This window comes from Streptomyces sp. NBC_01296, from assembly GCF_035984415.1.
GTDB lineage: Bacteria > Actinomycetota > Actinomycetes > Streptomycetales > Streptomycetaceae > Streptomyces.
Window position 1 is genome coordinate 8,570,962 of sequence record NZ_CP130720.1, and the last position, 20,883, is coordinate 8,591,844.

A 20,883-nucleotide genomic window follows, 5' to 3' on the forward strand; every position below is an offset into this window, starting at 1 on the left:
GCCTGCCGTCAAAGTCGCGTCGTCGCCCGCGGGGCAGACGGGACTTTGACGACAGGCCCTACGCCTCGCCGGGAGCGCGCAGCTCTCCCGTCCGGGCCACGCGGGAGTACCAGTGCGCGCTCGACTTGGGTGTGCGCTCCAGGGTGTCGTAGTCGACGTGGATGGCGCCGAACCGCTTGGCGTACCCGTAGGCCCACTCGAAGTTGTCCAGCAGCGACCAGAGGAAGTAGCCGCGCACGTCCGCCCCGTCCGAGATCGCCCGGTGCACCGCGTCGAGGTGGGCGTGGACGTAGGCGGCGCGCTCCGGGTCGTGGACCGTGCCGTCGGGGCCGACCTCGTCCTCGTACGCCGCGCCGTTCTCGCTGACCGCGAGCGGAAGCCCGGGGTACCGGGCGGCGGTCCGGGTCAGCAGGTCGTACAGGGCGCCCGCGTCGATCGGCCAGTCCATCGCTGTACGCTCACCCGGCGCCCGGTGGAAGGCCACGCCCTCCGCTCCGGGCCACGGCGAGTGCTCGCTGTTGCCGTGCCCGTCGTCCTGCGGCACCGCCGTGCCCTGCGCCGCGTGCGAGACGACCGTCGGGGTGTAGTAGTTCACGGCGAGCAGGTCCAGGGGCTGGTGCACGGTGGCGGTGTCGCCGTCCCGGATGAAGGACCAGTCGGTCAGGTGCGCGGTGTCCGCGAGGAGGTCCTCGGGGTAGGCGCCCTCCAGCATCGGTCCGAGCCAGATCCGGTTGCCGACGGCGTCGATGCGCCGGGCCGCCTCCCGGTCGTCGGCCGAGGAGGTCAGCGGGCGAACCTCGTGGAGGTTGAGGGAGACCGCGACCTGGCCGTCCCCGGGCAGCGCCGCCCGCAGGGCCTGGACGGCGAGGCCGTGACCGAGGTTGAGGTGATGGGCGGCGCGCAGGGCGGCGACCGGGTCCGTACGGCCGGGGGCGTGGACGCCGGAGCCGTAGCCGAGGAAGGCGCTGCACCAGGGCTCGTTGAGGGTGATCCAGTGCTTCACCCGGTCTCCGAGGGCGTCGGCCACCAGGCCGGTGTACTCGGCGAACAGCTCCGCGGTCGCGCGCTCGGGCCAGCCGCCCGCGTCCTCCAGATCCTGGGGGAGGTCCCAGTGGTAGAGGGTGAGGGCGGGTGTGACGCCGACGGCCAGCAGTTCGTCGACGAGCCGGCGGTAGAAGTCCAGCCCCTTCTGGACGGCGGGGCCCCGGCCGGTCGGCTGAACGCGTGACCAGGAGACGGAGAACCGGTAGGCGCCCAGGCCGAGTTCCGACATGAGACGGACGTCCTCGGGGTACCGGTGGTAGTGGTCCACGGCCACGTCACCGGTGTGGCCTTCGAAGACCTTTCCGGGGGTGTGGGAGAAGGTGTCCCAGATGGACGGGGTCCGGCCGTCCTCTCGGGCGGCGCCCTCGATCTGGTACGCGGCGGTGGCCGTGCCCCACAGGAAGTCGGGCGGGAAGGTGCGGGTGGCCGTGAGCGGCCGGGTCTCGGACGCGGTCATAGGAGAGCGCTCCCAACGCGGGTTTGGATGAAGCGGTGCCGGGTGAAGTGGTGCCGGATGAAGCCATGCCGGATGAAGCGGTGGCGGAAGGCAGGGTGTGCGAACGGACCGACGGGTCGGCCGTCTCGACGGACGCCTTCAGTTCTTGACGGCGCCTGCGGTGATGCCGCCCACGATGTGCTTGCCGAGGACCGCGAAGACCAGCAGCAGCGGCAGGGTGGATATGAGCGCCCCCGTCAGGACGACGGCCTGGTCGACGGTGTGGTTCCCCGCGCCGAGGCCGGCGAGGGCCACCTGCAGGGTGGGGTTCCCGTCGGGGGTCAGTGCGATGAACGGCCAGAAGAAGTCGTTCCATGCCTGCACGAAGACGAGCATTCCAAGGACCGCCATCGCTGGCCTGGCGACCGGGAACACCACGTGCCAGATGATGCGCAGGCTGTGCGCACCGTCCATCCGCGCCGCCTCCACCAGCTCCACGGGCAGGGCCTCGATGAGGTACTGGCGCATGAAGAACACGCCGAAGGCGGCGACCAGCGAGGGCAGGACGACCGACTGGAGCTGGTCGACCCAGCCGAGGTCGGTGATGATCTGGTAGAGCGGGATCACGCTGAGCTGCGGCGGGATCGTCATAGTGGCCACGACGAGCGCCAGCAGCGCCCCCTTGCCCCTGAAGGCCAGTTTGGCGAAGGCGAAGCCGGCGAGGGTGGAGAACAGGACGGTGGACAGGGCCACGAGCCCGGCCACGATCGTCGTGTTGACCAGTGCCTCGCCCATGTCGACCTGGTTCCAGGCGAAGGAGAGGTTGTCGAACAGCCGGGGGCCGGGCAGCAGCGGGGCCGGAGCCTTGACCACGCGCTCGCCCGTGTGGGAGGCGGCGACCAGGTTCCAGTACAGGGGGAAGAGGGAGACCAGGGCGGCGAGGCCGAGCAGGACGTAGGTCAGCGGTCCGGCGTGGTGCTGGCGGCCGGCCGACGGGCGAAGGCGCCTGGCGCGCGGCGCCCTGGCGGCTGCGGTCGTGTCGAGTGTGCGGCTCATGGGTTCAGCTCCCCGCCTTCGTGCTGATGCGGCCGGCGCGGTTGCGGTCGCGGCTGCGGCTGCGGCTGCGGTTCGAGCGGGAGACCAGCGCCTCGAGGCCGCCGATGAGCAGCAGGAGCAGGAGCATGACCCAGGCGATGGCGGAGGCCTGGCCCAGCGCGCCGGTCACCCAGCCCTTCTCGTACATGAGCAGGCTCAGCGTCTGGAACTGGTTGCCGCTGCCGCCGCTGATGCCGACGCTGCCGCCGTAGAGCATCGGCTCGCCGAAGAGCTGGGTGGCCCCGATGGTCGAGACGATGACGGTGAACAGGATCGTCGGCCGGATCGAGGGGATGGTCACGCTGAGGAACTGGCGCCAGCGCGAAGCCCCGTCCAACGCGGCCGCCTCGTAGAGGTCCTGGGGTACGGCCTGCATCGCGGCCAGGTAGATGAGGGCGTTGTAGCCGGTCCAGCGCCACGTCACGATCACCGAAATTGCGATCTGAGCAGGCCACTTGGAGGATTCCCAGGCGACCGGCTCGAAGCCGGCCCAGCCCAGCGCCGTGTTGATCAGCCCGTAGTCGGTGTTGAACAGCTGCGCGAAGACGAGGGTGGCCGCCGCGATCGAGGTGGCGTACGGGGCGAGCACCGCCACGCGGAAGAAACCGCGGCCACGGAGTTTGTAGTTGAGCAGGTGGGCCAAGCCGAGGGCCATCAGCAGCTGGGGAACGGTGGAGATCACACCGATGGTGAAGGTGTTGGCGAGGGCGTTCCAGAAGAACTCGCTGCCCGCCAGGGAGGTGTAGTTCTCCAGCCCCTTCCACTGCGCGCTGCCGCCGAGTTCCACCCGGTGGAGCGAGAGCCAGCCCGTGTAGATCAGGGGGAAGAGTCCGAAGGCCGCGAAGGTGAGGAAGAAGGGGGCGAGGAAGACGTAGGGGACCGCCTTCAGGTCCAGGCGGTAGAGCGTGCTGCGCAGTCCGCCCCGGCCGGAGGGCCACTGCTTGCGGGAGCCGGTGCTGGGGGCCGGGGGATGTGCGGCGGGCGGCGGGGAGCCGCCGCTGGTCGCCCGTACGGAGGTGGCCACGGGGGCGTCCTTCCAGGTCGATGCGTGCGGTGCTGCTGTGCTGCTGTGCTGCGGTTCTGCGGTTCTGCGGACGGCGGCGGCCCGCCGCCACCCGTCACCCGCGGGGAGGCGGTGGGAGGCGGTGGGGGCGGGCCGCCGCGTGCCCCGCTACTTGTCGATCTTGTCAGCGACCAGCTTCTTGACGTTCTCCCACGCCTTCGCCGGATCGGTGCCGCGCTGCTCGATGTCGAGGATGCCGTTGTCGGTGAGGAAGGTCTTCACCTGTCCGTCCCAGCGGCTGATCGGGGCGGGCGTGATGCCGGCCGCGGCTTCCGAGTAGATCTTGCCGACCGGAGTGTCACCGAAGTACGGCAGCTTCGCGCCCTGCACCGCCGGAGAGCTGAGGGTGTCCTTGGAGGAGGGGATGTTGCCGTTCACGCCGAAGACCTTGGCGTGCTGGGCCGGAGCGGTGAGCCAGGCGGCGAGTTCGGCCGCCTCCTTGGTGTGCTTGCCCGACTTCGGGACGGCGAGGAAGGAGCCGCCCCAGTTCCCGGCCACGGGAGGTGCGGCGATGTCCCACTTGCCCTGGTTCTCCGGGCCCGCCTGGTCCTTGATGATGCCCGTCATCCAGCTCGGGCAGGCCACGGTGGCGAACTTCGAGTTCTTGAAGGCCGCGTTCCACGTGCCCTTCTCGTCGAACTGGCGCAGCTTCGCGGTCAGTTCGCCCTTCGCCGCCGCCACGGCGGTGTCCCAGGCCTTCTTCACACCCGGACTGTTCTCGTAGTCCAGCTCGCCCTTGGCGTTGGCGTACTGCACGGGCTCGCTGGAGATCACGGCGTTGAACAGGCCGCTCGCGGAGTCGTGGAAGGAGGTCCCCTCGGGGGCGCTCTTCTTGTACGCCTCGCCGGTCTGGATGAACTTCGCCCAGTCGCCCGCCCAGAGCCCCGCGACTTCGGCGCGATCGGTCGGCAGGCCGGCCTTGGCGAAGAGGTCCTTGTTGTAGCAGATGGCCATCGGGCCGATGTCCGTGCCGAGGCCGATCACCTTGCCGTCGCCCGTCGTGGCCTGCTTGACCTTCCAGTCGAGGAAGGCGCCGACGTCCGCGCCGCCCGTCTTGCCGAGGTCGGTCCACTTGTCGGCCATGGCGGGTCCGGTCGCCTCCGCGATGTAGCCGACCTCCAGGGCCTGGATGTCCGCGAGGCCGCTGTCGCGGGAGAGGCGCAGCTTGAGGGTGTCCCAGTACTTCTGGCCGTCCGCGACGTTCGACTCTTCTATCTTGATGTTCGGGTGCGCCTTCGTGTACTCGGAGTAGAGCTTGGCCCCGGTCGCGTCGTCGTAGCCGAAGGAACCGAAGGTACCGATCCGCAGCGTGATCTGCTCGCCGCCGGCCGCGCCGTCGCTCTTGCCCTTGTCGCTGTCACCGCCGCAGCCGGTGAGCAGGGCCGTACCGGTCGCTACGACGGCGACCGCGGCGACCGCGTTGATCACGGTGCGGCGTCCGCGTCCGTGTCTGCTGCTGGAAGTACGCATTCCACTCTCCTCGTCCAAGGTGCTGCCCGTTGTGCGCCATGGGGTCCGGCGGGTTGTTCGCGGCTCGGCCAGGGGCCCGCCCGGACCTGATGTGAAAGCCGCTGTCGCACCCCTGGATGGGAGCGCTCCCACGTCGTTGCCGGAAGGTTGCTGCCTGGCGGGTGCGGGTGTCAAGAGATGAACGCGAATTCATTACAGAGGAGCCTCAGGTGCGGGCTCTTGCTTCTCCGGCGGGCTGCCCCGTGTCAGGTTGTGAACGCGACCGTGGTGGCAGGAGGGGATCGAGAGTATTGTGGGAGCGCTCCCACTCCGAGTCGGCGTAACGTGTCCACGGCTGCGGGGCGGTTGCACCGGCCTGCTTACCTGATCAGCAGGCCGGGCCCGCGCCCGGTGCGGAGTGCGATGGCACGCGAGTTCGGTGGCATACGAGGGGAGTTCAAGAGCGTGAGCGGACGGCAAAGCGGCGGCAGGCCCACTCTGGAAGAGGTCGCGGCCCTGGCCGGTGTCGGCCGGGGCACGGTCTCCCGGGTCATCAACGGTTCGCCGCGGGTGAGCGAGCGGGCCAAGGACGCCGTGGCCCGGGCTGTCGCAGAGCTGGGGTACGTACCCAATCAGGCGGCCAGGGCGCTGGCCGGCAGTCGGACCGACGCGGTGGCCCTGGTCATTCCGGAGACCGAGGCCCGGCTGTTCTCGGAGCCGTACTTCCTCGACCTGATCCGCGGGGTCAGCGCCGAGCTGGCCGAGGCGGACAAGCAGCTGCTGCTCACCCTCGTCCGGACCGAAGCCGAGCGGCAGCGGTTCGAGCACTACCTGGCGGCCCAGCGGGTCGACGGCGTGCTGCTGGCATCGGTCCACGGGAACGACCCGCTGCCTGACCGGATCACGCGGCTGGGCCTGCCGGTCGTCATGAACGGGCGGCGTTCGGAGGCCGAGCCGGTGGCCTATGTGGACTCCGACAACATCGGTGCGGGACGGGCGGCCGTCGCCCACCTCGCGGGGCGCGGCCGGTCCAGGATCGCGACCATCAGCGGGCCGCTGGACATGTACGTGGCCCGCGCACGCCTGGGCGGCTACCGCGCGGGCCTGGCCGAGGCCGGAATCCAGCCCGACGAGTCGCTCGTGGCGACCGCGGACTTCACCGAGGAGGGCGGCCGGCTGGCGATGCGCGAGCTCCTGGAACGCGCACCCGGCCTGGACGCCGTCTTCGCCGCCTCCGACGTGATGGCGGCCGGGGCGCGCGGCGTGCTGCGCGAGGCCGGCCGACGGGTCCCCGAGGACGTCGCCCTCGTAGGGGTCGACGACTCCACGGTGGCCCGCCTGATGGACCCGCCCCTGACCAGCGTGCGCCAGCCCATCGAGGAGATGGGCCGCACGATGACCCGGCTCCTGCTCCAGAAGATCGCCGAGGAGTCCGGAGTCGGCGCCGCCCCGAGGCAGGGCATGGGCGAGGAGCCGCGCCGGGTGCTCCCGACGGAACTGGTCGTGCGGGACTCCTCCTGAGCCGCCCCGGAAGCCTGTCGGCCGCCCGCCCCGAGCGTGCCGAGGCCCGGAGCCCCGCGGAAGGGAATGCTTCCGTAAGGCTCCGGGCTCGTCACCTGCCCTGCGTCACAGCGCCGGGTAGGCGTTCTTCATGAGCTCCTGGAACTGGGCGGAGAACCACTGGCCGGCGAGCGGTGCGTCCGGGAGGGCCCCCGACATGCTGTTGCCGTTGCGTACGTTGCCTGTGTAGGTGGGGTCGCACATCCGGTCGAATCCCTTGCCCTCGTTGTTCGGGATCTCCTTGCTGGCCCCGTCGGACTCGCCCGGGGGCTTGATCCACACGTAGGCGTCGATGCCGGCGGCCGGGGCTGCTTTCGGTCGTTCGCCGAGTCCGGCGCCGGACTGGTTGCACCAGTTGCCGAGGTGGATGCGCCGGTCGTAGCGGCCGCCGTTGACGTAGGTGTCCACGCTCGTCAGCGCGCCGGGTCCGGTCGGGCGGGCGGTGCCGCCCCAGCCGTTGCGGGAGGTGTCGATGAGCATGCCGATGTTGGTGTCGAAGCCCAGGGAGACCAGCTTGGTCCGCATGGCTTGGGCGTAGGACAGTTCGTCGGTGTAGCGGTTCCAGTCGACCCACTTCGACTGGCGCACGGAGGTGCCGTTGACGGAGTCGTCGATCTTGAAGTTGTCCTCCTTCAGCGCGCTGTAGTTGGCGGTGTTGACGATGAAGCCGTGCACGTTGGAGAGCGTGGAGCCCTCGGCGGTCGCGGCCTGCTTGAACATGTCGGCGGAGGCACCGAAGTTGTCGTCCCAGCCGAGCCAGCCGTGGTGGCCGGCGTCGACGTAGTTGTAGACGTTGGCGATCGAGCCGAGCTTGTTCAGGGCGTAGCCGACGCCCTTGACGTAGTTGCCGTTGGTCTTCATCACGTCGCAGTTGGCGGTTGCGGTGGGGCGGCCCGAGACGTTGGTGACCAGGTTCGGCAGTGAGTCGATCTCGACGGTGGTGACGATCCGCAGCCCCGCGTACTTGGGGTCGGCGAGGATCGCGGCGATCGGGTCGATGTACTGCGTCTTGTACTTGTCGATCTCGGTGGGGCCCAGTTCGCCGTTGGAGGCGAGCGCGGAGCAGTCCCGTCCGGGCAGGTTGTAGATCACCAGCTGGACGACGAGTTCGCCGCTGCCCTTCTGTGTCAGAGCCGCGTTCAGGTGGTCGCGCAGGCCCATCGTGCCGCTGGTGCCCGTGACGAGGGCGATGCGGTCCAGCCATACGGCGGTGGGCTGGTTGGCCACCCTGCTGCCGCCCGGTTCGGCGGCGGCATGGGCGGACCACTCGGGGTTCACGTACATCTTGGCGCCGGCGTAGGGGTTGTCGACCTTGCCGCCGGTGGGCGGAGGCGTGGTCGGCGGCGTAGTGGGCGGGGTAGTCGGGGGTGTGGTGGGGGGCTGGGTCGGGGTGGCGCCGTTGCAGGTGACGCCGTTGAGCTTGAAGGTCGCGGGGACGGCATTGGTACCGCTGTACGAACCGTTGAACCCGAAGGAGGTCGAACCGCCCGTGGCCAGCGACCCGTTGTAGGACATGCTCTTCGCGGTCACCGCCGCCCCGGACTGGGTGATGGTGGCGTTCCAGCCCTGGGTGACCTGCTCGCCGTTGGCGTAGGACCACTCCACGGTCCAGGAGGCCACCGGGTCACCGGTGTTGGTGACGATCACATTGGCGCCGAAGCCGGTGTTCCACTGGTTCGAGATCTGGTACTCGACCTTGCAGCCGGCGGTGGCGGCGCCGGCGCTGGTACCGAACGCCGTGGCGGTGGCGCCGGCGGCGGTGACGAGACTGAGGGCCGCCAGTAGGGCGGTGCGGGGGATGGTGCGGCTCATTTCGCGGGGTGCCTTTCAGTTCAAGGTGCGCAGGCGGTCGCGCACCCGGTGCCGAATGGGGGGAGTGCCGTGGTGCGAGGAGTGCCGTTGAGCGAAGGGGTGCCGTGGTGCGAAGGGGTGCCGTCGTACGGAGCGGACGCGGTCCTTGGAACCGGGCCGTGGCGCGGTCGGTGAACGCGTGTCCGCGGATGTGCCCGCCGCTCTCGCCCGAGACCGGGGCCGGTCAGCGAACGAGGCGAGGGTGGGGAAGGGGTGAGCCACTGGCTCGGGTCGTTGTATGCGATCCCGGGGACCGGCAGGAAACTGCGGGCCCCGGTCGCAAGCGCGGCCTGCACCAGGTCCTGTGTACCGCCGTCGCACGAGGTCAACGCTGCTCCGCCGAGCAGTGCCGACAGGCGCGGGGGTGTCGATGAGCGGGTCCTTGCAGCAAGTCGCGCTCTGACGGCGCGCCGACCGATGGAACCGCTCCCACTGGTTGGGGCCAGACCGTAGCGCCAAGTATCACCAAGCAAAAGAGGAGTTGAGTAAATTCGTCGCAGATTGCTTTCGACTCTTCACACGTCTTGACGCCGTCCCGACACGTCTGCACAGTGGGAGCGCTCCCACTGGTTCAGAGCTTGTGCGCTGCCGCTCCTCCCATCCCGTCTCCCCCGAGCCGCGAGGAGAACCGTCCGCATGTCGTCACACCCCCCACCCAGATTCCACGGACGACGCAAACTGCTCACCGCGTCCGCCACGGCCGTGGCCCTCTCGCTCCCCCTGGGCCTCACGGCCGTCGGCGCCACCACCGCCGCGGCCGCAGCGGTGCAGTGCAGCGTCGACTACAAGACCAACGACTGGGGTTCGGGCTTCACCGCCGAACTGACCCTCACCAACCGGTCCGCGACCGCTCTCGACGGTTGGAACCTCACCTACGACTACTCCGGCAACCAGCAGCTGACCAACGGCTGGAACGGCGTTTGGACCCAGTCCGGCAAGAGCGTCCGCGTCTCGGCCCCGGACTGGAACAAGACCGTCGCCGCGGGCGCGGCCGTCACCACCGGCGCCCAGTTCAGCTACAGCGGGACCAACGCCGCCCCCACTTCCTTCGCCGTCAACGGCACCCCGTGCACCGGAGCCCACCAGCCCCCGGTCGCCGTCCTGACCAGCCCCACCGCGGGCGCCGTCTACACGGCGGGCACCCCCGTCCCGCTAGCCGCCACCGCCGCCGCGGCCGACGGCGCCACCGTGGGCAAGGTCGAGTTCTACAGCGACACCACGCTCCTGGGCACGGACACCACGGCGCCCTTCACCCTGGATGCCACCGGCCTCGCAGCCGGTTCCCACTCCCTCTACGCCAAGGCCTACGACAGCCTCGGGGCCTCCGCCGAGTCGGCCCCCGTCGGCATCACCGTCGCTGCGGGCCCCGCGCTCGTCGCCACCCCCGCGCAGCTCTCCGTGCGCCGCGGGGAGACGGGCACCTTCGACCTGAAGCTCTCCAAGCAGCCGGCCGCGAACGTCACGGTGGGCGTGGCCCGTACCTCGGGCAACACCGACCTCACCGCGGCACCCGCCGCGCTCACCTTCACCCCGGCGAACTGGAACACCGCCCAGAAGGTGACGGTCACCGCCGGTACCACCGGCAGCGGCTCCGCCGTCTTCACCGTGACCGCCCCCGGCCACGCCAAGGCCGAGGTGACGGTCGCCGAGCTGGCCGCCGACTCCACGTACGACGCCCACTTCCTCGACCTCTACGGGAAGATCACCAACCCGGCCAACGGCTACTTCTCGCCCGAGGGCATCCCGTACCACTCCGTCGAGACGCTGATCGTCGAGGCCCCGGACCAGGGCCACGAGACGACCTCCGAGGCCTACAGCTACCTGATCTGGCTGCAGGCGATGTACGGGAAGATCACCGGGGACTGGACCAAGTTCAACGGTGCGTGGGAGACCATGGAGAAGTTCATGATCCCCACCCATGCCGATCAGCCGACGACGGGCACCTACAACGCCTCCAAGCCCGCCACCTACGCGCCCGAGCAGGACCTCCCCTCGCAGTACCCGGCCAAGCTCGACGGAGCAGTCTCCGCCGGTGCGGACCCGATCGCCGGTGAGCTGAAGAGCGCGTACGGCACGGACGACATCTACGGCATGCACTGGCTCCAGGACGTCGACAACGTCTACGGCTACGGCAACGAGCCCGGAAAGTGCTCCGCCGGACCCACCGCGACTGGACCCTCGTACATCAACACCTTCCAGCGCGGCCCCGAGGAATCGGTCTGGGAGACCGTGCCGCACCCCACCTGCGACAACTTCACCTACGGCGGCAAGAACGGCTACCTCGACCTCTTCACCGGGGACGCCTCCTACGCCAAGCAGTGGAAGTTCACCGATGCCCCGGACGCCGACGCGCGTGCCATCCAGGCCGCCTACTGGGCGGATGTCTGGGCCAAGGAGCAGGGCAACGGGACCCAGGTCACCGCGACCGTCTCCAAGGCGGCGAAGATGGGCGACTACCTGCGGTACTCCATGTTCGACAAGTACTTCAAGAAGGCCGGCAACTGCGTGGGCCCGACCGTCTGCCCCGCGGGCACCGGCAAGGACAGCGCGCACTACCTGATGTCCTGGTACTACGCCTGGGGCGGCGCCACCGACACCGCGGCCGGCTGGTCCTGGCGGATCGGCTCCAGCCACGCGCACAGCGGATACCAGAACCCCCTCGCCGCTTACGCGCTCAGCGAGTACGCCCCGCTGAAGCCCAAGTCGCCGACCGGGGCCACGGACTGGGCGACCAGCCTCGACCGGCAGCTGGAGTTCTACCGCTGGCTCCAGTCCGACGAGGGCGCCATCGCGGGCGGCGCCACCAACAGCTGGCAGGGGCGCTACGCACAGCCCCCGGCCGGGACCGCCACCTTTCACGGCCTCTTCTACGACGAGAAGCCGGTCTACCAGGACCCGCCGTCCAACCAGTGGTTCGGCTTCCAGGCCTGGTCCATGGAGCGGGTCGCCGAGCTCTACGAGCAGACGGGCGACGCGGGCGCCAAGGCCCTGCTCGACAAGTGGGTCGGCTGGGCCCTGTCGAAGACCACGATCAACCCCGACGGCACCTACCGGATCCCCTCCACCCTCAAGTGGTCCGGCGCCCCGGACACCTGGAACGCGTCGGCTCCCGGCGCCAACGCGGGCCTGCACGTCACCGTCGCCGACTACACCGATGACGTGGGCGTGGCCGCCGCATACGCCAAGACCCTGACCTACTACGCCGCGAAGTCCGGGAACGCCGAGGCCAAGAGGGTCGCCAAGGCCCTGCTCGACGGCATGTGGGCCCACCACCAGGACCCGCTGGGCCTCTCCGTCCAGGAGACCCGGACCGACTACAAGCGCTTCAACGACCCGGTGTACGTGCCCAGCACCTGGACCGGAAAGATGCCGAACGGCGACGCGGTGAACTCCTCGTCCACCTTCGCCTCGATCCGTGGCTTCTACAAGAACGACCCGGCCTGGCCGAAGGTCGAGGCCTACCTCGCGGGCGGCGCCGCGCCCGTCTTCACCTACCACCGGTTCTGGGCCCAGGCGGACATCGCCCTGGCCATGGGCTCGTACGCGGAGCTGCTCGAATAACAGAGCGCCCCGCCCGGAGACGGCTCCGCGTACGACGAGGCCGGGCAGGCCCTCAGGGACTGCCCGGCCTCTACGCGTCCCCCGTCACACGCTCTCCGGGCGGTTCACAATCCCAGTGCGAGCCGGTGGTAGGTCTGGTTCCAGCGGAGATCGCGCCGGAACTGCTTCGGGGTGGTGGTCTCGTCGATGAGCGCGAGTTCCATGCGGAGCATCTCGGCCAGGTCGTCGAGGTGGTCGGAGGTGAGGGCGGTGCTGAGGACGGTGTGGTGCGGCCCTCCGGCCGTCAGCCAGGATTCGGTGGAGGTCCGCAGGCCGGGGCGGGGCCGCCAGACCGCGCGCGCGACGGGCAGGGCGGGCAGCGGGTGCGGGGGTGCCACCACGTCGATGTCATTGGCGACCAGGCGGAAGCGGTCGCCGAGGTCGGCGAGCCCGACCACCACGGCCGGCCCGGGGGCCGCGTCGAACACCAGGCGCACCGGGTCCTCCCGCCCGCCGATGCCGAGGGGGTGGACCTGACAGCTGGGCCTGGCGGTCGCGATGGTGGGGCAGACCTCCAGCATGTGTGCGCCCAGGATGAGCTCGTTGCCGGGCGTCATGTCGTAGGTGTAGTCCTCCATGAAGGAGGTGCCGCCCGGGAGACCGGTGGCGGCCGCCTTGAGGGCGCGCAGCAGGGTGGCGGTCTTCCAGTCGCCCTCACCTCCGAAGCCGTAGCCCTGGGCCATGAGCCGCTGGACCGCGAGGCCGGGCAGCTGGCGCAGTCCGCCGAGGTCCTCGAAGTTGGTGGTGAAGGCCCCGAAGCCGCCCGCTTCGAGGAAGGTGCGCAGGCCGGCTTCGATGCGGGCCGCGTAACGCAGCGAGTCGTGCCGTTCGCCGCCCGGCCGCAGTTCCGGCGCCAGGTGGTACAGGTCCGCGTACTCCTCGACGAGGGAGGCCACCTCGCTCTCGTCCGCGCTGTCGACGACCTCCACCAGGTCGTTGACGCCGTAGGTGTTGACGGAGACGCCGAAGCGCAACTGGGCCTCGACCTTGTCGCCCTCGGTGACGGCCACGTCGCGCATGTTGTCGCCGAAGCGGGCGACCTTGAGGGTGGCCAGTTCGGATCGCGCGGCGGCCGCCCGCGCCCAGACCGCGACGCGTGCGGTGGTGACCGGATCGGAGACGTGGCCGGCCACGGTCTTGCGGGGGACGCCGAGACGGGCCTGGATGTGCCCGAACTCGCGGTCTCCGTGAGCGGCTTGGTTGAGGTTCATGAAGTCCATGTCGATGGTGTCCCAGGGCAGGGCCACGTTCGACTGGGTGTGGAGGTGCAGCAACGGCTTGCGCAGCGCGTCCAGTCCGGCGATCCACATCTTGGCCGGCGAGAAGGTGTGCATCCAGGCGATGAGCCCGATGCACCGGTCGTCGGCGTTGGCGTCGAGGCATGTCCGGCGGATGGCGTCGGCGTCGGTCAGTACCGGCTTCCACACGACACGTGCGGCAATGCCGGAGACGTCGGCCAGGGTGGTGGCGATCTGCAGGGACTGTTCGGCGACCTGCTTCAGGGTCTCCTCCCCGTACAGGCCTTGGCTGCCCGTGAGGAACCAGATTTCCTGGGCGGGAGATGTCGGGCTGGGCACATGGACTCCTGAAGGTGACGTCCCGCAACGGGGGTGAGGGCGGCGGGCGGGTGGGGAAGTGGTTTACGAACAGCGGGGCGGGGTCAGGTGGTGTCCGGCGGATCGGGGACGGTCCCGCCGGATATCCCTAGCCCTCGGTGTGGGTCGTGTCGCGGATGCTCCTCAGCCGGTGCAGCAGGCCGTCGACGGCGAAGTGGTCGTGCAGGAGCCGGTATTCGGCGAAGAGGGCGTCGTAGGCGTCGGCCCGGGAGGCGTCGGGCGTGTAGACGGCGGGCAGTCGGCGGCCCATGGCGGCGGTGGCCGTGCGTACGTCCGCGTGCGCGCCGGCGGCCACGGCGGCGTGGATGGCCGACCCGAGGGCGGGGCCCTGGTCGGACGCGGCCAGGGAGACGGGGCGGCGCAGCACGTCGGAGTAGATCTGCATCAGCAGCTCGTTCTTGGCCAGTCCGCCGGCGACGATGAACTCGTGCACCGGTACGCCGCCGCTCTCCAGCGCCTCCGCGATGACGCGGGTGCCGAAGGCGGTGGCTTCGAGCAGCGCGCGGTAGACGTCCTCGGGGCGGGTCGCGAGGGTGAGGCCCACGATGACTCCGGAGAGGTGGTGGTCGACGAGGACCGAACGGTTGCCGTTCAGCCAGTCGAGGGCGACCAGTCCGTGTCCGCCGACCGGCTGGCCGGCGGCCTTGCGGGTCAGCAGGGTGTGCAGGTCCTCGCCGCGGTCGGCGGCCTCGGCGAGGTAGTCCGCCGGGACGCCTTGCTCCAGTACCCAGGCGAAGATGTCGCCGACCGCGCTCTGGCCGGCCTCGTAGCCGTAGGTCCCCTCCACGATCCCGCCGGCCACGACACCGCAGATGCCGGGTACGTCGGCGAGGACGGGGGCGTTCACGACGTGGCAGGTGGAGGTCCCCATGATGGCGAGCAGCTGGCCGTCCTCCACGGCCTGGGCCGCCGCCGCGGTGACATGGGCGTCGACGTTGCCCGCGGCCACGGCTATGCCGGGGCGCAGCCCCGTCCACGCTGCCGCCTCCGTACTGAGCGAGCCCACTCGTGAGCCCAGCGCGGAGAGGGGGAATTCGAGGCGGGTGCGCGCGAAGTCGGCGAACTGGGGGTTCAATGCGGCCAGGTACTCCTCGCTCGGGTAGGTGCCGTCCTGGTGGATGCCCTTGTATCCGGCCGTGCAGGCGTTGCGGGACTCGGCGCCGGTGAGCTGCCACACGATCCAGTCGGCGGCCTCGATCCACCGCGCGCAGGTGTCGTAGACGAGCGGATCCTCCTCCAGGACCTGGAGGGCCTTCGCGAACTGCCACTCGGCGGAGATCCGGCCGCCGTAGCGGGCGATCCACTTCTCCCCGCGGGCGTGGGCGAGTTCGTTGATGCGGTCGGCATGAGACTGGGCGGAGTGGTGCTTCCACAGTTTGGGCCATGCGTGCGGCCGTCCGGCGAGGTCGGTCTCGGCGAGGGGGGTCCCGTCGGCCAGGGTGGGCAGGACGGTGCAGGCGGTGAAGTCGGTGGCGATGCCGATCACCGTGGCGGGGTCGATCCCGGCCGCGGCCACGGCCTGCGGGACGGCGTGGCGCAGTACGTCCCGCCAGTCCTGAGGGTGTTGCAGGGCCCAGTCCGGAGGCAGTGGCGCACCGCCGTGCGGCAGGTAGCGGTCGATGACGCCGTGCCGGTAGACGTGGACCGCCGCGGCCAGCTCCTGACCGTCGCGAACCCGCACCACCACGGCGCGGCCCGACAGCGTGCCGAAGTCGACGCCGACCGTGTACCGCTCCGATTCCTCGGGAAACGGGGTGGGCGCGAGGGGACTGGGTGAGGTCAACGGAGTGCCTTTCGAAGGAGCCGCGGGGCGGCAGGCGGCGGCCCGGCAGGCGGCGATGCCACCCGCGATCGTGGCGGTCGGCCGGGTGGTCCAATGCAATGCATTGTGAGCGCTAACAATATCGAGAGGCAAGGGGTCTGCATGGATCACGTGTGAGCGCCATCGGCGCAGTGGCCTCCGTATACGACCCGCCGGGAGTGATCCGTCGTCGATGTGGAGTGGAGCGGGTTGCGCCCTCAAGCCGGGTGGTGAAGCCGATGGCCTGGTGAGCGGATCGAGGCCCGCCTCGTCGGCCCGCTCGAGGCGGTAACGGGGAGGTAACGCGCACAAGGGGGTTGAGAACCTGGCTTGTTAGCGCTCACAATGCCACGGTGCCCCCTCCCAAGGGGGTCCCTCTCCTGCGGATCCGGACGCCGGCCACCCAAGGTCGTCGTGCCCCGCGGCACTCCTGGGACTCCTGGTGGGCAAAGCCCGGCCCCGGCCGTGCGGCGCCTCTTCCTGTACACCCTGAAAGGAATCCCGACATGGCTCGCAGAGCAGTTCTCGTCCTCACCGCCGCCCTCCTCACCTCCTCGCTGACCGCCTGCTCGACCAGCAGCCCCGCCTCCAGCTCCCCCTCGGAGGCCAAGGCGGGATCCGGCAAGACGATCACGCTCGGCTTCGCCCAGGTCGGCGCCGAGAGCGGTTGGCGCACCGCCAACACCAAGTCCGTCCAGGAGGCGGCGAAGAAGGCCGGGATCACCCTCAAGTTCTCCGACGCGCAGCAGAAGCAGGAGAACCAGATCAAGGCGATCCGCAACTTCATCCAGCAGAAGGTCGACGTCATCGCCTTCTCGCCGGTCGTGGAGTCCGGCTGGGACACGGTGCTGAAGGAGGCCAAGGACGCGGGCATCCCGGTCATCCTCACCGACCGCGCCGTGGACACCAAGGACACCTCCCTCTACAAGACCTTCCTGGGCTCGGACTTCGTCAAGGAGGGCAAGTCCGCGGGCGAGTGGCTGACCGCCGCCTATGCGAACGAGCAGGGCCCGGTCAACATCGTCGAGCTCCAGGGCACCACGGGCTCCGCACCCGCCAACGACCGCAAGGCCGGCTTCGCCGACGCCATCCACGCCGACGGCAAGTTCAAGATCGTCGCCTCGCAGACCGGCGACTTCACCCGCGCCAAGGGCAAGGAGGTCATGCAGGCGTTCCTGAAGTCCCAGAAGGACATCGACGTCCTCTACGCCCACAACGACGACATGGCCCTCGGCGCCATCCAGGCCATCGAGGAGTCCGGCAAGAAGCCCGGTACGGACATCAAGGTGATCTCGGTGGACGGGATCAAGGACGCCTTCGTCGCGATGACCGAGGGCAAGATCAACGTCGTGGTGGAGTGCAACCCGATGCTCGGTGACCAGCTGATGGAGCTGACCAAGAAGGTCGCGGCGGGGGAGAGCGTGCCGCCTCGCATCGAGACCCAGGAGGGTGTCTTCCCGCAGGACAAGGCCGCGGCCGCGCTGCCGTCCCGGAGCTACTGACGCGGCAGCTTCCAGTGCGGGAGGAGGCCCGTCCCAGGCCGTCTCTTTCGGCTCGGCCGACCAGGCCGGAACTCGGTTCACAAGACCGGAAAGAGACGACCCAGGTGCCTCCTCGAGTGTCGGTAGCCCGCTCCACCACCCCACCATGAGAGGAGGGCGGATGGCATCCCCGTCCACCACCCCGCGGCCCACGGCCGCGGGCGCCCCGCGACCCGTCCTGGAAGCCCAGGGCATCCGCAAGCAGTTCCCGGGCGTGCTCGCCCTCGACGGAGTCGCCCTGCGGCTCTTCCCCGGTGAGGTGCACGCCCTGATGGGCGAGAACGGCGCCGGGAAGTCCACCTTGATCAAGGTGCTCACCGGTGTCCACCCCGCCGACGGCGGCACCCTCGTGGTCGACGGCCGGCCCCACGCGTTCGCGGACCCCCTCCAGGCGCAGCAGGCCGGCATCAGCACCGTCTACCAGGAGGTGAACCTCTGCCCGAACATCTCGGTCGCCGAGAACATCCTCATCGGGCGCGAACCGCGCCGGTTCGGTCTCATCCACTGGTCCGCGATGCGGCAGCGGGCGGCCGAGCTGCTGACGGAACTGGACCTCGACCTCGACGTCACCAGTCTGCTCGACTCGCATTCGCTGGCGGTACAGCAACTGGTCGCCATCGTCAGGGCGGTGGACGTCTCGGCGAAGGTGCTCGTACTGGACGAACCCACCTCCAGCCTGGACCGCGAGGAGGTCGCCCAGCTCTTCACCCTGGTGCGGCGCCTGCGGGACCGCGGTGTGGCCATCCTCTTCGTCACGCACTTCCTCGACCAGGTCTTCGACCTCTGCGACCGCGTCACCATCCTGCGCAACGGCCAACTGGAAGGCGAGTACCCCATCGGGGAACTGACGCCGGTGACGCTGGTACAGCGCATGATCGGCGGAGAACTGGCCACCCTCGACCAGCTGTCCGGCCGGGCCCGCGAGGAAGCGGCCGTACGCGCGGCCGACGTGCCGTTCCTCCGGGCGCGACAACTGACCCGCATGGGCTCGATCGAACCGTACGACCTCGACATCCACGCCGGCGAGGTCATCGGGCTGGCGGGGCTTCTGGGTTCGGGCCGCACCGAGGTGGCGCGCCTCCTGTTCGGCGCCGACAGCGCGGACGCCGGAGAGGTGAGCATCGAGGGCGAGAAGGTGGCCCTGCGCACCCCCCGCCACGCCATCGCCCGGGGCATCGCGTTCTGCTCCGAGAACCGCAAGTCCGAGGGGCTGGTGGGCGAGCTCACGGTCCGCGAGAACATCATCCTCGCCCTGCAGGCCGCCCGCGGCTGGACCAGGCCGCTGGCCCGGGCGAAGCAGGACGAACTGGCGCGGCACTGGATCGAAGCCCTGGACATCCGGCCCGGCGACCCCGAAGCGCAGGTACGCCACCTCAGCGGAGGCAACCAGCAGAAGGTGCTGCTCGCGCGCTGGCTGCTGACCGACCCCCGGCTCCTGATCCTCGACGAACCCACCCGGGGCATCGACATCGGGGCCAAGGCGGAGATCCAGAAGCTGGTGGCCCGCCTGGCGGGCGAAGGCACCTCCGTGCTGTTCATCTCGGCGGAACTCGAAGAGGTCCTGCGCCTGAGCCACCGCATCGCCGTGCTCCGCGACCACCGCATGGTGGCCACCCTCGCGAACGACGACACCGTCACGCCCGAACGCCTCCTCACGACCATCGCCACCGGAACGGACTCATGACCACACAGCCCGCCAAGTCCGAGGCGGCCGGCGGAATCGGGAGACGACTGGCCGGCCACCGCCTGCTGTGGCCCGCGCTCATCCTGCTCGCCCTGCTCCTCGGCAACCTCGCGTTCCACCACGACTTCTTCTCCGTCCGCATCCGCGACGGCCACCTCTACGGCAGCCTCATCGACATCCTGCAGTTCGGCGCACCCCTCGTCCTGGTGGCGCTCGGCATGACCCTGGTCATCGCCACCCGCGGGATCGACCTCTCGGTGGGTTCCACCGTCGCCATCGCCGGCGCCCTCGCCTGCGGGCACATCTCCACGGCCGCGGATCCCGGCAGTGTCGCCACCATGCTCACGGCCGCCGCCCTCGCGCTCGGCGTCGCCCTCGTGCTGGGCCTGTCCAACGGCTTCCTGGTGTCCGGGCTGGGGGTGCAGCCCATCGTGGCCACCTTGATCCTCATGGTCGCGGGCCGCGGCGTCGCCCAGCTGATCACCGACGGCCAGATCATCACGGTGACCAGCGCCCCCTACAAGATGATCGGAGGCGGCTACTGGCTGACGTTCCCGTTCGCCGTCCTCCTGGCAGCCGCCCTCGTCGCGCTCACCGCCTTCGTCACCCGTCGCAGCGCGCTCGGCATGCTGATCGAGTCCGTCGGCGGCAACCCCGCCGCCAGCCGCCTGGTCGGCATCCGGGCCGGCGGTCTGCTCGCCCTGGTCTATGTCTTCAGCGCGCTGTGCGCCGCCGTCGCCGGGCTGATGATCAGCTCCAACGTCTCCAGCGCCGACGGCAACAACGCCGGCCTGTGGATCGAACTCGACGCGATCCTCGCCGTCGTCGTCGGTGGTACCGCCCTGACCGGAGGACGCTTCTCCCTCGGCGGCACCGTCCTGGGCGCCCTGATCATCCAGACCCTGTCCACCACCGTCTACACCCTCGGTGTCCCACCCGAGACCACCCTCGTCTTCAAGGCCTTCGTCGTCATCGTCGTCTGCCTCGTGCAGTCCCCGGTCTTCCGGGCCAAGGTCCTGCGCCGCCGCAGGACGACCACTCCCCGATCCCACACCACAGCGGGCGCCGCCCCGCAGCAGCAGGAGGCAGGCGCATGAGTACCGGCATCGCGGGCGCCGCCGCTGGGCTCACCCGCCCCTTCGCGACCGTGTCGCCGCGCACCCGCACCCGTATCCCACTGATCGTCACGGCCGTCCTGCTGGTCGTCATGTTCAGCGTCGGATCGGTGCGCTACGAGGGCTTCCTCTCCGCGCAAGTCGTGCTGAACCTGCTGATCGACAACGGATTCCTCCTGGTCGTAGCGGTCGGGGCGACCTTCGTCATCCTCACCGGCGGCATCGACCTGTCCGTCGGCTCCATGGTGGCCCTGTCGACCATGCTCACCGCCTGGCTGGTCGAGTCGCACGGCTGGCCACTGGCCGCCGTCATCCCCCTCGTCCTGCTGGTCGGCGCCGCGAGCGGGACGCTCATGGGCTGGATCATCCATACCTTCGAGATCCAGCCGTTCATCGTCACCCTGGCGGGCATGTTCCTCGCCCGCGGGCTCTGCTACACGATCAGCACCGAATCCATCACGATCAGCGACCCCACCACGGCCGGAATCGCGCAGACCCGGCTGTACGGTCCGGGGGGCCTGTTCGTCTCGATCCCGGTGGTCATCGCCCTGGCCGTGCTGGTGATCGCCTTCGTCGTACTGCACCACACGCGCTTCGGCCGCAACGTCTACGCGCTGGGCGGCAACGAGTCCTCCGCACGCCTGATGGGTCTTCCGGCAGGCTCCACCAAGATCGCCGTGTACGCCGTCAGCGGCCTGTGCTCCGCACTCGGCGGCGTGCTGCTGACCTTCTACATGCTCTCCGGCTACGCCCTCCACGCCATGGGCATGGAACTCGACGCGATCGCCGCCACCGTGATCGGTGGCACGCTGCTGACCGGGGGTTCCGGCTTCGTCCTGGGCACCGCCCTCGGCGTGCTCGTCCTCGGCATGATCCAGACGGTCGTCAACTTCCAGGGCACGCTGAGCTCCTGGTGGACCCGGATCGTCATCGGCGCCCTGCTGCTCGTGTTCATCGTGCTGCAACGTCTGATGAGCGGCCGCCGCCCCGCCACCGACTGACTCCATCAGCCCGTGCCACCGCGGTCG

The 20,883-nt window shown here is 69.9% G+C and carries 13 protein-coding genes; 6 read left to right on the forward strand and 7 right to left on the reverse strand.

Annotated features, from left to right (window positions below; all coding sequences use genetic code 11):
* Window positions 1–58 precede the first annotated feature (58 nt).
* From OG299_RS39125 to OG299_RS39140, 4 genes are all read right to left on the reverse strand, one after another.
* Window positions 59–1,501 (reverse strand): GH1 family beta-glucosidase, encoded by a 1,443-nt coding sequence (locus OG299_RS39125; RefSeq protein WP_327364236.1) that lies wholly within the window; start codon window positions 1,499–1,501, stop codon window positions 59–61.
* A 138-nt stretch (window positions 1,502–1,639) separates the two neighbouring features.
* On the reverse strand, window positions 1,640–2,536 hold the full coding sequence (locus OG299_RS39130) for a carbohydrate ABC transporter permease (RefSeq protein ID WP_267002818.1): 897 nt from the start codon (window positions 2,534–2,536) through the stop codon (window positions 1,640–1,642).
* A gap of 4 nt (window positions 2,537–2,540) precedes the next feature.
* On the reverse strand, window positions 2,541–3,599 hold the full coding sequence (locus OG299_RS39135) for a carbohydrate ABC transporter permease (protein ID WP_327364237.1): 1,059 nt from the start codon (window positions 3,597–3,599) through the stop codon (window positions 2,541–2,543).
* A gap of 147 nt (window positions 3,600–3,746) precedes the next feature.
* Window positions 3,747–5,108, reverse strand: a complete 1,362-nt coding sequence (locus OG299_RS39140) for an ABC transporter substrate-binding protein (RefSeq protein WP_327364238.1) — start codon at window positions 5,106–5,108, stop codon at window positions 3,747–3,749.
* Window positions 5,109–5,510: 402 nt separating this feature from the next.
* Between OG299_RS39140 and OG299_RS39145 the strand changes: the two genes are divergently transcribed.
* Window positions 5,511–6,608, forward strand: coding sequence for a LacI family DNA-binding transcriptional regulator (locus OG299_RS39145; protein WP_267002823.1), 1,098 nt, complete (start codon window positions 5,511–5,513; stop codon window positions 6,606–6,608).
* Window positions 6,609–6,713: 105 nt separating this feature from the next.
* Here the strand turns inward: OG299_RS39145 and OG299_RS39150 are convergent, their stop codons facing one another.
* Window positions 6,714–8,459 (reverse strand): glycoside hydrolase family 6 protein, encoded by a 1,746-nt coding sequence (locus OG299_RS39150; protein WP_327364239.1) that lies wholly within the window; start codon window positions 8,457–8,459, stop codon window positions 6,714–6,716.
* A gap of 675 nt (window positions 8,460–9,134) precedes the next feature.
* Between OG299_RS39150 and OG299_RS39155 the strand changes: the two genes are divergently transcribed.
* Window positions 9,135–12,059: a glycoside hydrolase family 48 protein gene (locus OG299_RS39155; protein ID WP_327364240.1), complete on the forward strand. Its 2,925-nt coding sequence runs from the start codon at window positions 9,135–9,137 to the stop codon at window positions 12,057–12,059.
* Between the two features lie 104 nt (window positions 12,060–12,163).
* Here OG299_RS39155 and araA read toward each other — a convergent pair whose 3' ends face one another.
* Both araA and OG299_RS39165 read right to left on the reverse strand, forming a co-directional pair.
* Window positions 12,164–13,675: an L-arabinose isomerase gene (gene araA / locus OG299_RS39160; protein WP_327364241.1), complete on the reverse strand. Its 1,512-nt coding sequence runs from the start codon at window positions 13,673–13,675 to the stop codon at window positions 12,164–12,166.
* Between the two features lie 127 nt (window positions 13,676–13,802).
* Window positions 13,803–15,497, reverse strand: coding sequence for a ribulokinase (locus tag OG299_RS39165; RefSeq protein ID WP_327364242.1), 1,695 nt, complete (start codon window positions 15,495–15,497; stop codon window positions 13,803–13,805).
* Window positions 15,498–16,021: 524 nt separating this feature from the next.
* Between OG299_RS39165 and OG299_RS39170 the strand changes: the two genes are divergently transcribed.
* The 4 genes from OG299_RS39170 to yjfF all read left to right on the forward strand — a co-directional run bounded on the left by OG299_RS39170 (window position 16,022) and on the right by yjfF (window position 20,856).
* Complete coding sequence (locus OG299_RS39170) at window positions 16,022–17,017, forward strand: ABC transporter substrate-binding protein (protein WP_266659540.1); 996 nt, start codon at window positions 16,022–16,024, stop codon at window positions 17,015–17,017.
* A gap of 160 nt (window positions 17,018–17,177) precedes the next feature.
* A complete protein-coding gene (locus OG299_RS39175; protein ID WP_327364243.1) occupies window positions 17,178–18,740 on the forward strand; it encodes a sugar ABC transporter ATP-binding protein in 1,563 nt (520 codons plus the stop codon).
* On the forward strand, window positions 18,737–19,837 hold the full coding sequence (locus tag OG299_RS39180; RefSeq protein WP_266659536.1) for an ABC transporter permease: 1,101 nt from the start codon (window positions 18,737–18,739) through the stop codon (window positions 19,835–19,837). The genes OG299_RS39175 and OG299_RS39180 overlap by 4 nt, the downstream gene beginning before the upstream one ends.
* On the forward strand, window positions 19,834–20,856 hold the full coding sequence (yjfF, locus tag OG299_RS39185) for a galactofuranose ABC transporter, permease protein YjfF (protein ID WP_266659534.1): 1,023 nt from the start codon (window positions 19,834–19,836) through the stop codon (window positions 20,854–20,856). The genes OG299_RS39180 and yjfF overlap by 4 nt, the downstream gene beginning before the upstream one ends.
* The last annotated feature ends 27 nt before the right edge of the window (window positions 20,857–20,883 follow it).

Excerpts from the sequence above, each read along its gene's own strand:
- OG299_RS39150 (WP_327364239.1), bottom strand. The coding sequence starts at position 8,459 with ATGAGCCGCACCATCCCCCGCACCGCCCTACTGGCGGCCCTCAGTCTC.
- OG299_RS39175 (WP_327364243.1), top strand. The coding sequence starts at position 17,178 with ATGGCATCCCCGTCCACCACCCCGCGGCCCACGGCCGCGGGCGCCCCG.
- OG299_RS39140 (WP_327364238.1), bottom strand. The coding sequence starts at position 5,108 with ATGCGTACTTCCAGCAGCAGACACGGACGCGGACGCCGCACCGTGATC.
- OG299_RS39180 (WP_266659536.1), top strand. The coding sequence starts at position 18,737 with ATGACCACACAGCCCGCCAAGTCCGAGGCGGCCGGCGGAATCGGGAGA.
- OG299_RS39145 (WP_267002823.1), top strand. The coding sequence starts at position 5,511 with ATGGCACGCGAGTTCGGTGGCATACGAGGGGAGTTCAAGAGCGTGAGC.
- OG299_RS39170 (WP_266659540.1), top strand. The coding sequence starts at position 16,022 with ATGGCTCGCAGAGCAGTTCTCGTCCTCACCGCCGCCCTCCTCACCTCC.
- OG299_RS39130 (WP_267002818.1), bottom strand. The coding sequence starts at position 2,536 with ATGAGCCGCACACTCGACACGACCGCAGCCGCCAGGGCGCCGCGCGCC.
- yjfF (WP_266659534.1), top strand. The coding sequence starts at position 19,834 with ATGAGTACCGGCATCGCGGGCGCCGCCGCTGGGCTCACCCGCCCCTTC.
- OG299_RS39125 (WP_327364236.1), bottom strand. The coding sequence starts at position 1,501 with ATGACCGCGTCCGAGACCCGGCCGCTCACGGCCACCCGCACCTTCCCG.
- OG299_RS39155 (WP_327364240.1), top strand. The coding sequence starts at position 9,135 with ATGTCGTCACACCCCCCACCCAGATTCCACGGACGACGCAAACTGCTC.